Origin of the sequence: Chryseobacterium sp. P1-3 (assembly GCF_000738495.1) — a bacterium.
GTDB lineage: Bacteria > Bacteroidota > Bacteroidia > Flavobacteriales > Weeksellaceae > Chryseobacterium > Chryseobacterium gallinarum.
This window is the reverse complement of the sequence record NZ_JPEQ01000007.1, coordinates 87,626-101,676: the sequence shown is the minus strand read 5'-3', so window position 1 is coordinate 101,676 and position 14,051 is coordinate 87,626. Positions and strand designations below refer to the sequence as shown.

General features: G+C 37.8%; 12 protein-coding genes and 1 pseudogene. 7 read left to right on the top strand and 6 right to left on the bottom strand.

The genetic code is table 11. The annotated features are described in order from the left end of the window. The first annotated feature begins 25 nt into the window (after positions 1–25). The 5 genes from HX13_RS08955 to HX13_RS08935 all read left to right on the top strand — a co-directional run bounded on the left by HX13_RS08955 (position 26) and on the right by HX13_RS08935 (position 5,399). Entirely contained in the window at positions 26–739 is a 714-nt protein-coding gene (locus HX13_RS08955) for an alpha/beta hydrolase-fold protein (protein WP_050020802.1), read from the top strand. 241 nt (positions 740–980) lie between these two features. Next, positions 981–1,934: a RimK family alpha-L-glutamate ligase gene (locus tag HX13_RS08950; RefSeq protein ID WP_050020801.1), complete on the top strand. Its 954-nt coding sequence runs from the start codon at positions 981–983 to the stop codon at positions 1,932–1,934. 31 nt (positions 1,935–1,965) lie between these two features. Next, positions 1,966–3,084: a carboxylate-amine ligase gene (locus tag HX13_RS08945; RefSeq protein WP_050020800.1), complete on the top strand. Its 1,119-nt coding sequence runs from the start codon at positions 1,966–1,968 to the stop codon at positions 3,082–3,084. A 33-nt stretch (positions 3,085–3,117) separates the two neighbouring features. Continuing rightward, positions 3,118–3,951: a type 1 glutamine amidotransferase gene (locus tag HX13_RS08940; protein ID WP_050020799.1), complete on the top strand. Its 834-nt coding sequence runs from the start codon at positions 3,118–3,120 to the stop codon at positions 3,949–3,951. Positions 3,952–4,214: 263 nt separating this feature from the next. Next, the gene (locus tag HX13_RS08935; RefSeq protein WP_050021383.1) at positions 4,215–5,399 is read left to right on the top strand and encodes a hypothetical protein; all 1,185 of its coding nucleotides are present in this window, start codon (positions 4,215–4,217) and stop codon (positions 5,397–5,399) included. A gap of 71 nt (positions 5,400–5,470) precedes the next feature. Here HX13_RS08935 and cphA read toward each other — a convergent pair. Next, positions 5,471–8,102: pseudogene (cphA, locus tag HX13_RS08930) on the bottom strand (cyanophycin synthetase). Positions 8,103–8,297: 195 nt separating this feature from the next. On the opposite strand from cphA, the gene HX13_RS08925 reads away from it, so the two are divergent. Together HX13_RS08925 and HX13_RS08920 are read left to right on the top strand one after the other, a co-directional pair. Then, positions 8,298–9,188: a cyanophycinase gene (locus tag HX13_RS08925; RefSeq protein ID WP_050020798.1), complete on the top strand. Its 891-nt coding sequence runs from the start codon at positions 8,298–8,300 to the stop codon at positions 9,186–9,188. Between the two features lie 140 nt (positions 9,189–9,328). Continuing rightward, on the top strand, positions 9,329–10,171 hold the full coding sequence (locus HX13_RS08920) for an isoaspartyl peptidase/L-asparaginase (protein ID WP_050020797.1): 843 nt from the start codon (positions 9,329–9,331) through the stop codon (positions 10,169–10,171). Between the two features lie 523 nt (positions 10,172–10,694). Here HX13_RS08920 and HX13_RS08915 read toward each other — a convergent pair. The 5 genes from HX13_RS08915 to HX13_RS08895 all read right to left on the bottom strand — a co-directional run bounded on the left by HX13_RS08915 (position 10,695) and on the right by HX13_RS08895 (position 13,956). Continuing rightward, positions 10,695–11,507: a class I SAM-dependent methyltransferase gene (locus tag HX13_RS08915; RefSeq protein ID WP_050020796.1), complete on the bottom strand. Its 813-nt coding sequence runs from the start codon at positions 11,505–11,507 to the stop codon at positions 10,695–10,697. 79 nt (positions 11,508–11,586) lie between these two features. Beyond that, positions 11,587–12,234 (bottom strand): GNAT family N-acetyltransferase, encoded by a 648-nt coding sequence (locus tag HX13_RS08910; protein ID WP_050020795.1) that lies wholly within the window; start codon positions 12,232–12,234, stop codon positions 11,587–11,589. A 19-nt stretch (positions 12,235–12,253) separates the two neighbouring features. After that, complete coding sequence (locus HX13_RS08905; RefSeq protein WP_050020794.1) at positions 12,254–12,463, bottom strand: SHOCT domain-containing protein; 210 nt, start codon at positions 12,461–12,463, stop codon at positions 12,254–12,256. Then, on the bottom strand, positions 12,444–13,085 hold the full coding sequence (locus HX13_RS08900; RefSeq protein WP_157837424.1) for a PH domain-containing protein: 642 nt from the start codon (positions 13,083–13,085) through the stop codon (positions 12,444–12,446). Before HX13_RS08900 ends, HX13_RS08905 begins: the two co-directional genes overlap by 20 nt. A gap of 10 nt (positions 13,086–13,095) precedes the next feature. Beyond that, a complete protein-coding gene (locus HX13_RS08895) occupies positions 13,096–13,956 on the bottom strand; it encodes a PH domain-containing protein (RefSeq protein WP_050020792.1) in 861 nt (286 codons plus the stop codon). Positions 13,957–14,051 lie beyond the last annotated feature (95 nt).

Here is a 14,051-nt window from a genome sequence, read left to right as displayed (position 1 = left end):
TTCATAATTATTAAACATGTAATCAATGCCTCAAACAGAACACACGGAATATTATTCAAACATACTAGGTGTAAGCCTTAAAGTAGAAGTAACCGGACATTACGGCTACCCTGTTATTATGTTTCCTACCTCACAGGGACAATACACCCAAAACCATGATTTTCACCTTAACGGAAGTATCAATTGGTTTATTGAGCAGGGGAAAGTAAAGCTTTATAATATTCAGACCATTGATAGCTGGAGTTTTTATGATGACAAAATACCTCCTAAACAAAGGATAAGGAACTACGAGCGGTATGTACAGTTTCTGATCAAAGAATTTGTGCCTTATATCCAGAAACTTCATAAAGTTCATCGTGTGGCCGTAGCCGGAGCCAGTTTCGGAGGTTATCATGCGGCCAATTTTGCTTTCAGGTTTCCGGATGTTGTATCGCACTTATTCTGTCTTTCAGGAGCGTTCAGTATCAGAAATTTCATGGATGGATACTCCGATGATCTGGTCTATTTCAACTGCCCCAGAGAGTTTGTAAGAAATGATGAGGCCTGGAAATACAAGCACATGCATATTGTTCTGAGCACTTCCGATCAGGATATCTGTAAAGATAAAAATGTTGAAATGGCTGAAATTTTAAGAATAAAAGGGATAGATTTCTGGTACGATGAAAGAAAATGGATCGGTCATGACTGGCCGCTGTGGAGAATGGTTTTTCCAACCTTTATCGGAGCCTATTTCTCTTAAAATTTTATAGCACTTAAAATTATTTTAAAGGACTGCTAACTGTTTAAGAAGTGTACTTAAGTCTTTGAAAATTTGGTTTCAATTTTCCGGATTTCACAATTGAAGACGTAATATTCTCTTCCCCGGGGATGCAGATGAAATATCGGGCTGAGTGGTAAAAAGGTGATATTTAAAACAGGACCGCAGAAATTATGACACTTATAAAAAATCAACAGAATATACACCATTAAAAACAAAAATTATGACAAAAAAAGTAGGAATTCTATTCGGTATGGAAGACACCTTTCCCTGGGCATTTATAGATAAAGTAAATGAACTGGGAGGTGGAGAAATCGTAGCCGAACCTGTTACCATTGACAAACTGGAACAGGGTGCAGATTATGGCTATGCGGTAATCATCGACAGAATTTCACAGGATGTTCCCTTTTACAGGGCTTATTTGAAAAATGCAGCGCTTAATGGCACTTACGTGATCAACAATCCGTTCTGGTGGAGTGCTGATGAAAAGTTTTTCAATAATGCCCTGATGACTAAACTGGGAATCCCCCTTCCAAAAACAGTATTACTGCCTTCCCATGAAAGGCCTGCCAATACTTCGGAAACTTCATTCAGGAATTTGAAATTCCCTCACGATTGGGAATACATCTTCAGCTATATTGGTTTTCCGGCCTATATGAAGCCTCACGACGGAGGAGGATGGAGAAATGTATACAGGGTGGAAAATCCGGATGACCTTTGGAATAAACTGGGAGAAACGGAACAACTGGTAATGATGGTTCAGGAAGAGATTGTCTTTGATGATTACTACAGGGTCTATTGCCTGGGCAGAAAATATGTTCATATTATGCCTTATGAACCCAGAAATGCTCCGCATTTACGATATGAAACAACTCATAAAACACAAGGAGAAGAACTGGAAAAATTACTGAAAACCATTCATGATTACACCATTACAATGAATGAAGCCCTAGGCTATGATTTCAATACGGTGGAATTTGCCGTGAGGGACGGTATTCCTTACGCTATCGATTTTTGCAACCCAGCTCCTGATGCAGACAGGAATTCCGTAGGAGAAGAAAATTTTGCGTGGATCATAGAACATGCTGCAAAACTGGCTGTGGAAAAAGCCAAAGAATATGTTCCGGGGAAACCTAATATCGCCTGGGGAACCTTTGTAAGGGATTCAATACAATAACATTGAACATAAATAAAAAAACACAAGAAAAATGCATCAGTTTACTATTGGAATCGAAGAAGAATATCAAATCATTGATGTAGAAAGCAGGGATCTCGTTTCTCATGTTTCAAAGATCATTGAAGGTGGAAAAGCTGTTTTAAGTGAAAATTTAAAACATGAAATGCACGAATCCATGATTGAAATGGAAACGGGTATCTGCCAGAATATTCAGGAAGCCAGAGCAGAGTTAACCAATTTAAGAAGACACCTGATCAATATTGCTCACGAACAGGGATTGCGGGTTTCCGGAGGCGGAACCCATCCTTTTTCGCATTGGTCAGATAATACAATTACTCAGGGAGAGAGATACGTCAAAATCGTTGACGACATGGGAGATGTGGCCCGTGAAAATCTGATTTTTGGACTTCACGTCCATATCGGTATTCCCAACCGTGAAGAAGGGGTAAGGATACAGAATGTAATGCGGTATTTTCTTCCTCATGTTTACGCCCTTTCCACCAATTCGCCTTTCTGGATCGGAAGGTATACAGGTTTCAAATCTTACCGGCAGGAGATATTTGTAAAATTCCCAAGGACCGGTATTCCGAGTTATTTCAACTCTTTATCTGAATTTGACAGCTATGTGGATCTTCTTGTTAAAACAGGAACCATTGATAATGCCAAGAAAATATGGTGGGATCTGAGGGTACATCCCTTCTATCCTACTATTGAATTTAGAATCTGCGATATGCCGCTCAGGATTGACGAAACTGTATGCCTTGCCGCTATTATGCAAAGCCTGGTTGCCAAGATCTACAAATTGCATCAGCAGAATCTGAGCTTCAGAAGCTACAGAAGGTTGCTTTTGAATGAAAATAAATGGCGTGCCTCCAAAAGCGGTATCGAAGCCCATCTTATCGATTTCGGAAAAGAAGAATCGGTTCCCTATCCTCATTTATTAAAAGAGCTTTTAGAATTTATAGACGATGTTGTAGATGATTTAGGATGCCGTAAGGAGGTGGAATATGCCTGGAAAATTCTTGAAAACGGAACCGGAGCCGACCGCCAGCTACAAATTTTCAAAGAAACAGGAGATCTGACAAAAGTTGTAGACTATATGATATCAGAAACCGAGTATGGCATAACACATGGCGAACCCGCTTCGTAATATTTTTGGTAACTTTACAAAAAATATGATGTAATGAAAGATATTCGAATTGCTCTGCTGGACATGAACAACAACCATGTGAATCAAGGCTTTAGGAACATTAAAGAGATTTCCGAAGCATTCCAGCAGAACTCTGAAGAAAATGTAACCATCCAAACATTTGATGTGAGGTTTAAAGATGAAATGCCGGAGATCGGAAACTTTGATATTTTTATTTCCTCAGGTGGACCGGGAACTCCCCACAGAGAAGGTTTTGAATGGGAAAACAGATTTGCCTGTTTTTTAGATGCAGTTTTTGAACATAATCAACACAATGAAGATAAAAAATACCTTTTCCTGATCTGCCATTCGTTTCAGCTGGCCAGCATCCATTGGAAACTGGGCAATATCTGTCCAAGAAAATCTTATTCTTTTGGAGTAATGCCGGTTCACAAAACCAAAGAAGGAAAGAATGAATTTTTATTCAAAAACCTCAAGGATCCTTTCTATGCAGTAGATTCCAGAGCTTATCAGTTTATAGAGCCGGACCACGACCGTCTTGAAGAATTGGGAATGAAAATTATGGCCATTGAAAAATTCCGTCCTCATATTAATCTTGAAAGGGCTGTAATGGCAATTCGTTTTTCAGAAGAAATATTCGGAACTCAATTCCACCCGGAAGCCAGCCCCGAAGCTTTGATTGAAAATCTCAAGGATGAAAAAAACAAAAAGGCAATGATTGAAAATTTCGGCATGGAAAAATACCTGGAAACCGTAGACAGAATAGATGATGAAGATAAAATCATCCTGACCAGAAACCAGATTCTTCCCAGGTTCCTGCAGTTCGCGAGAAAAAATATCTTAAAGGAAGCTGAGTCTTTGGCTTAATGCATAAAATAAAACACAAAAGTCACATTTTTTTAACACTTAAGTTTCTTTAAGTTACTACTAACTGTTTAAAAAGTACACTTAAGTTTCCTAAAAATATTTGATTGTCATCTTTATGTGGATTTTTAAACATAATCATTCTAAACTAACATAAGCATACTAAGCTTTTTATAACAATATTTTGTGACTTTTGTAGTTAAATTATTTTGAATACCAAATCGGGCCAAAATGCTCGTTTTTTCAACATCACACAAAGAAAAAATATGATCCCAAAATACAGAAAGCAGTTTAACCGGGAATTTTCAGAAGAAAAATATCAACAGCTTAAAGATATTTTAAAACAAAAAAGTGGTATAGAGCCCTCTTTCAGAATTTCAGAAAGCCCTCTTTTCCTTACTAAAGAATTTGAAAATAAACTTATCGAAGCGAGTGACAGTATTATCAGCCAGATCAAAGCCATTCCTTCAGAAGTTCTTCAAAAAGCTATTCCTGAAAACTGCAGGGTACCCAATGACACACGGCAACCTCATTTTTTCACGATAGACTTTGGAATCTGCAGAAATGCGAACGGGGAAATTGAGCCACAGCTCATCGAGCTACAGGCATTCCCTTCACTCTACGCCTTTCAAAAAACTTTTGAAGATACTTTTTGTGAAGTTTATCCTTTTCTTGCCGGCATCAGGAATCCAATGTCCTATGAAACCTTTAAAAATTACCTGAAGGAACTTATCGTAGGAGATGAAAATCCGGAAAATGTTGTCCTTCTTGAAATTTTCCCTGAAAAACAAAAAACAGCTATTGATTTTGCCCTCACGGAGCAATTGCTCGGCATAAAGACAGTCTGCCTGACCCAAGTAAAGAAAAAAGGCATGAAGCTTTATTATGAAAATAACGGACAATCTGTTGAAATTAAAAGAATTTACAACCGTGTTATTTTCGATGAACTTGACAATATACCTGATCTTAAAACTGAATTTGATTTCCGGGAAGAAGTGGATGTCAAATGGATTACTCATCCGAACTGGTTTTTTAAAATTTCAAAATTCTTACTTCCATTCCTGAAACATCAGTTTGTTCCTAAAAGTTATTTTCTTCATGAGTTTCCAGAAGATGAAAACCTTGAGAACTTTGTATTGAAACCGCTGTTTTCATTTGCCGGAAGCGGTGTAAATTTAAATCCAACCAGGGAGATCACTGATGCTATTGAAGACAAAGAGCATTATATCCTGCAGAGAAAGGTAACCTACGAACCTGTTTTTGAAGATATTAATGGAGACTTTTCAAAAGCTGAAATCCGTTTATTGTATATCTGGAAAGAAAATGATGAGCGTCCTGTTCTGATGGAAAATCTGGGAAGGATGACGAAAGCAGCCATGGTAAACGTGGATTTCAATAAAAAAGATGCGATCTGGATCGGAAGTTCTAATGCTTTTTTTACAGAAGAATAAGTAAGGTATGCATATTTAAAAAAATGGCTATACTTTACAGTACAGCCATTTCTTATTTCAAATTCTTGATTTTACAAATTCTTGTCGTCTTCCAGTAACTCTTTTGTCTGGTATTCCTGAACCAGGTCAATAGCATTGGAAATAACGTCGCTTAATGCTGTAATAAAGGTACCTTCTTCAGCCATTCCTATGGCATGCTTCAATGCTTCAATTTCCTTAGGAATAATTTCGTAGCTCACATCCCTTCCCGAAGACTGCATTCCTTCAATAATCAGTCCATTGATCTCATCTTCAGTTCTTCCGCGAAGGTGTTTTTCATTCCTGATAATGATATGATCGAACATTCTTCCCGCGATCTTTCCGCATTCTCTGATATCATTGTCACGTCTGTCTCCGACACCGGAAATAATACCTATTTTTTTGGTGGATTCTATATTTTTAAGATAATCTTCAATCGCCTCATAACCTGCCGGATTGTGGGCAAAGTCGATCAATACTTTAAAGTTTTTAAATTTGAAAACATTCAGTCTACCCGGAGTAAGCTGTGCACTTGGAATAAATGTCCTCAGGGAATTGGATATGTCTTCAATTCCAAATCCATAAAGATAACTTGCCAGGCTTGCAGCCAATACATTTTCAATCATAAAGCGGGCCTTCCCTTCCATAGTAATCGGAAAATCTTTGGCTTTTCCTATTCTGATCTTCCAATCCCCCTTTTTAATAGTTACAAACCCTTCTTCGTATACACAGGTAATTTTTCCTTCTTTGGCAAACCTTACCATATGAGGATTATTTTCATCCATACTGAAGATAGCTACATTACAGTCGAGATCATTTACAATTCTCATGGAGTATTCGTTATCAGCATTCAGTACGCTCCAGCCATTTTTTTTCACACTGTCCAATACCACTCTTTTCACTTTGGTAAGATCCTTCAGGCTATGGATATCGTTCATTCCCAGGTGATCTTCGGCAATATTCGTTAGTACACCTATATCACATTGGGAAAAGCCTAAACCTGAGCGCAGGATACCTCCTCTGGCAGTTTCAAGAACAGCAAATTCTACGGTAGGATCTTTTAAAATGAATTCTGCAGAAAGCGGTCCTGTGGTATCTCCTTTAGACAGCATTGTGTTCTGGATATAAATACCGTCTGAAGTGGTAAAGCCTACCCTATATCCATTACTTTTAACGATATGCGAAATCAGTCTTGTGGTGGTGGTTTTTCCATTGGTTCCTGTTACAGCAATAATTGGAATAGTAAAAGGTTTTCCCGGCGGATAAAGCATATCCACAACAGGAGCTGCTACATTTCTTGGTAAACCTTCACTTGGAGCCAGGTGCATTCTGAATCCGGGAGCTGCATTCACTTCTATGATTGCTCCACCGCTTTCTTTTAAAGGCTGTGTAAGGTTTTCTGCCATGATATCAATGCCGCATACGTCCAGGCCTATGATTTTAGAAATCCTTTCAGCCATGGTAATATTTTCCGGATGTACCATATCTGTAACATCAATTGATGTACCTCCTGTTGAAAGATTGGCTGTAGATTTCAGATAAACAATTTCCCCTTTCTGCGGAATAGTTTCAAGGGTATATTGAAGTTTTTCCAATAACGTTAAAGTATCTTTATCCACATCAATCTCGGTAAGCACATTTTCATGTCCGTATCCTCTTCTCGGATCTTTGTTTTCCTTTTCTATAAGCTGCTGAATATTCAGATCTCCATCTCCTACAACATGAGCAGGAACTCTTCTTGCAGCGGCCACCATTTTATTATTAATTACCAACACGCGGAAATCGTAACCGGTGATGTATTTTTCAACAATGACCTTTTTGGAATATTGCTGGGCATGTTCCAGACCTTTCTTAGCAGCTTCCCAATCGTTTACATTTATGGAAGAACCCTTTCCGTGGTTTCCGTCCAAAGGTTTTAAAACAACAGGATAACCAATTTTTCCGATAACACTTTTCAAACTTTCCTCATCTGCAACCAGATCTCCCAATGGCACCGGAATAGCTGCATCATGAAGCATTTTCTTTGTTAGTTCTTTATTACATGCAATATCCACAGCAATCGAACTGGTATTTCCTGTAATCGTTGCCTGAAAACGCTGTTGGTTCACTCCATAGCCAAGCTGTACCAAAGAGTTGGTTCCTAATCTGATCCACGGAATTTTTCTGGAAGCGGCCTCTTCTACAATACTTCCTGTAGATGGCCCGAGCCGCACACGCTCCCTGATTTCTTTTAATTTGTGGATACATGCATTCAGGTCATAGTCTTTCCCTTCAATTAATGCTTCTGCAATTTTAACTGCTTCTTCTGCGGCATAAATACCTGCATTTTCTTCAAGGTAATTGAAGACTACATTATAAACTCCCGGCGTTTTTTGTTTCACGGGTTCTTCCGAAACCAACGTCCATACCCGCCAATGTTTGAATTTCTAATGCAATATGCTCAATGACATGCCCCATCCAGGTTCCTGTTTCCACTCTATGGAAAAAGCCTCCCTCTACTCCTTCCGAGCAACGGTGGGTAATCAACGAGGGGATTAATTGTTCAATTCTTTCTCTGAATCCTGCAATTTTATTGGTAGGATATTCTTCCATCTCCTCAAGGTCCAATCTCATTTGTATCAGCTTCTTTCTTCTGATACTCCAGATGTTAGGACCACGTAGCGCCTGAATCTTTTCGATTTTCATAGTCTGTGGGCATTTTAACAGTTAACAATAACTCCTTTACCTCTCAAAGATAATGTAAAACCCCAAACAAAACCATACCGTAATTAAAGATTTACTAAAAAAAAATAATTTTAATTAGCATTTTTAAAACATTAAAAATCGATTTAAAGATGGCATGAATTTCGCCAAATGTTAATTATTTTTTAATTTTGTAGTATGACGAAACCTGTTGGAAAATTAATAGTTATCGGTGGAGCTGTGAACAAAGGGAGCTTTGCAGAAACCGATTATGACCAGAATATCGAAAAGAATCTTAACTTTTTTGAACGAGGAATCCTAAGAAAGATTATCAACGAGTCAAAGCATAAGGAAGATTCAGTCATTGAAATCATCACCACCGCATCGCAGATTCCACAGATTGTAGGTGCCGAATATAAAAAAGCTTTTGAATTTCTTGGCGCAAAGAATGTCAATATTCTTGATGTTCACAACCGTGAAGAAGCCAATTCTGATGCGATAGTGGCAAGAGCCAATGCTGCCGATGTCATGATGTTTACCGGTGGAGATCAGCTGAGGCTTACATCTATTCTGGGAGGCACCAGGTTTCATGATACGGTTTTATTAAAATACCAGGAACAGGATTTCATTTATTCCGGGACTTCTGCCGGGGCTGCCGCAGCTTCAGAAAATATGATTTACCAGGGAAGCAGCTCGGAAGCTTTGTTAAAAGGAGAAATTAAAACAACACAAGGCCTCGGGCTCATTGATAATGTGATTATAGACACCCATTTTGTACAACGGGGCCGGATCGGACGCCTTTTCCAGGCTGTTGTCAACAATCCGAGAACATTGGGAATCGGGCTGGGAGAAGACACCGGTCTTTTTATTCATAATGATGTCATGACCGCAGTAGGTTCGGGGCTTGTAATCTTAGTAGACGGAAGATTTATTAAGGATACCAACCTTACCAATATCAATTTGGGAGAGCCTATTTCCATAGACAATTTAACCGTACATGTCATGTCTATGAATGATCACTATGACCTGACAACAAAAGTACTTACCATAGAAAACTCCCAGTTTAACCCGATTCCCCAGGATAGATAATGTACATCATAAGATGCAGGGTCTGAATTTCATTTTGAATGAGAGATCCGGTATGAATAAAATCCTTATCTTTTCTCCGTGATTAACCAGGAACAGTATTATTAGCAATACAAATTCCTGCCATACGAAATTCTACTATTATGAAAATCATTATCCACGGCGGTTTTTTCTCAGAAAGCGACCAAAGCCATGAAATAAAAACGGCAAAACAAAATTCATTAAAGGAAATTGCGAAGAAAGCCTATGAATATCTTCAGGATCATTCTGCCTTTGACACGGTAGCGTATGCCGTTTCTCTTCTTGAGGATGATCCGCTGTACAATGCAGGAACCGGTTCTCAAATCCAGAGTGACGGTATTATCCGCATGAGTGCAGCTATTATGGATGGCGAAACCCAGAAATTAAGCGGTGTCATCAATATTCAGGATGTAAAAAATCCTATTTTCGTTGCCAAAAATCTGATCAGGGAAGATGACAGGGTTCTGGGAGGTCAGGGAGCCAAGAACTATGCTTCATCACATGGTTTTGATGATTTTTCTACTGAAATCCCTCAACGAAGAAAAGAATATGAAGCCAAGCGTAACAATGGAGGAAAAGGAACGGTAGGCTGTGTTGCTATTGATAAGAACGGTAAACTGGCCGTTGCTACTTCTACAGGAGGTAAAGGTTTTGAAATCCCGGGACGAATTTCGGATTCTGCAACCGTGGCAGGAAATTATGCCAACTCATTCTGTGCCGTAAGCTGTACCGGTGTGGGAGAAGATATTGTAAGCAATGCTACTGCTGCTAAAATTGTGACCCGTGTTACGGATGGTATGAACCTTCAGACTGCCTTTAGCAAAACATTTGAAGAGCTTAAAACAATTGATGGATTTGCCGGAGCTATTGCCATTGATAAAGAAGGGAATATATTTCACCAGGACTCTTATCCTACCATGGTTTTTGCAAGTTTTGACGGCGAAAATTTTGAAGTCTTCTCATAAATTTAACATTTTTTTTATAATTCCTATTATTTTTTTGGCACGTATTTTACATAACTACTTATAACAAATTTAATATTAATATTTAAAAAAAATAGAAATCATGGGAAATAAAACAAAAGGCCTATTGGCTTTATTAGGTTTAGGTGCTTTAGCATATTGGAAATATAAAAAATTCTTCTCCTGAGGATCAACAGGCGGTAAAAGATAAAATTAATACAGCTAAGGATAATCTTAACAAATGGGGAAATGATCTTAAGAATAAGGCTAATGACGTAGCTTCCCAGGTTCAGAATAAAGTAGACGAAGCTAAGACAAAAGCTGAAGATTCTTTAAGCTAAAAAGCTGAAAGTAGTTTTTTTAACATTCATATAGAAAAAGTCATCGTATACTATTGCGATGACTTTTTTGATTATTATACTGTTACCTTTTTAAAGAAAGCGATAAAGTCACTGAATAAGCCAATGGATATGTACGCTTAAAAAGGATCAATGAAATTGATTTAAATGGTACAAGTTATACTCTTTTACTTTTGCTCCTGATCTCCTCTATTTTTTTGCGCTATTAAAGCATACACTAATGGTATTTTGTTCCCGAACTGAGGAATTCTCCATTTTCCTTTTTCAAACTCATCAACATGTCTGAAACACGGATATGGTGACCAATCAAATTCCTGAAAAGTTTCCAGCCGCATTTCCTTTTTAATCAGATTATTCAGAACATCTGCCAGAGAATGATTCCACATAACATATTGCTGGACAATGGGTGCAGACGGATCTGCATAAGTTCCTTCATAGGTTTCAACAATAGGTTTTTCGTTAAAATAATTGTAAGCCACTTTGGTAAAATCATCATCAAACATCCAGACCACAGGATGAAATTCAGCCATAATAAATTTTCCGCCCGGCTTCAAAAAATGATGAATGACTCCGGCCCATTTTTCAAGATCGGGAAGCCATCCTATAGTTCCATAGCTGGTGTATACAAAATCAAATTTCCGATCCAGAATATTGGGTAAATCATAGACATCGGAACAGATAAATTCCGTATCTGTACCACATTGCCCGGCCAGGTCCTTCCCTGTTTCGATAGCCTTATCAGAAAGATCAATTCCGGTTACTTTCGCTCCCATTCTTGATAGTGAAATAGAATCTTGCCCGAAATGGCATTGCAGATGCAAAATGCTTTTATCTTTTATATCCCCGAGAAGGTCAAGCTCTATTGAATTGAGTGAGCTTCTTCCTTTTAAAAATTCATCAACGAAGTAAAAATCCGACTTCAAATGCGGTTCTACTTTAGCATTCCAGGAGTTTTTATTAATTTCAAGGTAATTTTCCATACTTATTCTTTTTATTAAGTACTGAAAGCATGATTGTTCTTTTCAGCAATTTTTCATCTTTATTTTGTCGGCTAAAACACTAAATTTCTGTTCCGGATGGGATGACAATAGAAGTATATAAACTATATACCTTCCAACCCAAGGTTTCGTACAATAATTTCCCTTCTTCTGTCGCCACTAAAATATTATTCAAAAATCCTTTTGATACGGCTATTTTCTCAAGTTCTTTAAGTAAAAAGGTAGCCAATCCTTTCCTTTGATGGTGTTTTTCTGTAACAATTCTGTCGTAAACAGCAAAATCATTAACCAGGGAAACACGGCCTATCGAAGCTTGTTCACCATTTTCTGCCAGAATTTTAATCACGAAAGTTGAATTGTACCGGGAAAATTCCAAGCGATACCCGGTAGCCAGGCTAATCTCCTGAAAACTCATTGGATGAAAACAGGTCATCATATATCCTTGTGGCTGAAGCTGCCATCTTTCAGGAATATTTCCTATAAACTGATCAGAAGAAGTGCAGACTTTAAGGTAAACCCAAGGTTCTTCAATTGACCGGGCAAGTTCAAAGAAATCGTCATTAAGCTCCGGAAATACATACCGTTCTTTTTGTCTTTCATCTCCTACAAAAACGTAGAATCCGGATTGATACTGAACAGGAAAAAACACTTCCCTTGATATGCACCATCCTGTAAGCCATCTTTCCACTATTTCCACTTTATTTTTCATTATTCAATATTAAAAGTTTTTATTTTAACTGTTCCAACAGTTTTCTTTTTTGTTCTGTAAACTCTGCATCGGTAAGAATACCATTTTCTCTCAGCTTGCCTAATTGTTCCAATTGTTCAAAAATTTCTTTGGATGAGATTTCCTTCACAGGAGTATGCCTTTGCTTTTGGTCTTGCATCTCAGAGGTATTGTAGAGTTCTTTTATTCGGTCATAAAACTTTTTCTGCATCTTCTTTATCCATATAACATTCAAATTCAACCAGTCTCTCGTCTGAATGGAACTGGATAATAGGTGATCTCTGATGGGCGACAAAATTCACCGCTTTGATTTTTTCGTTAGGATAGTTATTGATCTTGGCAGCCCCAAACATTGATTTGGAAACTGAAAGTATTCTTAAAGGAGTTACTACCAATACCCCTGCATCAAGTGTATTAATGAACTGGGCGTCGGTAATTGCAATAATCTTTTCATCTTCAGGAATCAAGTAAGGAAGTTCTTTAATTTCTCCTTTGGTAAATACGGAAAGACTAGCATTTAATTCTTCCAGTTCATGTTTAATTTTTCTTCTTCTGCGTTTATATTCTTCTCTGGAAATAGTATATGACGCTGACTCTGTAACAACGGAAAGAGTTTGTTTCGGCTTTATTGCCGGTTGGATAGGTTTGTCTAATAAACTTTTAATATCCTCAATACTGAAGTTACTAAGATTATACAACAGCTCCTGATTAACATTACTTGCTTTATCCAGGCATCGATTACACAAAACACCACCATCTGAAAGCTTATTTTCTCCCAAAAGCGTGTCCATAGAAGTTAGTGTTACCCTGCATAAGGAACAATTCTTATTCATTTTTTTATTTTTACAATTTATCAAGCAGTTTCTTTTTCTGCTCTGCAAATTCATCTTCAGTTAAAACTCCTGCTTCTCTCAGCTTACCTAATTTTTCCAATTGTTCAAAAATCACTTCAGAAGATTGTTTTTGAGTGGTAAATACATCTTCCTGAGCCAGACCGGGAATGTTCTGGTGAAAAGCCTGCATTTGTCCTACTTGTTCCAAAGGACTCCCGGAATCTTTAACGCCTCCGTTTACTACAGTACAAAAGGCCCTTCCGTCATTTTTGTTATGCAACTTAAATTCTGCGGAAGCGCCTTTGATATTGATTTTAAGAATAGAATACAGTAAATGTTCATGATGTTCTATAGAAATAATTTCCCGGAGCGGAAATTCATTCCTGACAATTCCTCCCAGAATCTTTTTATCAATAAAAACGACTCTTTCAGGAGTGGCAAAGACAATTCCCTCTCTTTTATTTTGCAGGTAAATGCATTCTGCGATTGCCAATAGTTTTTCATCTTTTTCCAGAACATATTCCAATGCGTTTACTTCTTCATTGGCAAGAACGCTCAGTCTTGCATTTAGCGCAACGATCTGATCCTTGATTTCATCGAGCCGGGTAGGCGCATCATACTCATAATAATTTCTTTCTGACGGCTGTGCTCCTGGCTGATTTTGACTTGCATCAATTTTACTTTTAAGGAACATCCCTGTTATTTCTGCAAAATAAAACTGATGCAGGGTATTGATAAGTTCTTTATTGATACTGATTGCTTTATTGAAACATGTTGAGCATAAATAACCTCCGTCAGCAAGTCTGTTTTTCCCTACAAGCATATCTGCAGGGATAAGCGGGGTTCCGCATAATGAGCAAATGGCATTCATCTGAGTTTTAGGTTTAAAAGTTTTTTAATATTGTAAAGCAATGTTTGCTCTACGCTTATATCGGATCCAAATTACAAATTCTGATTTAATTTCAG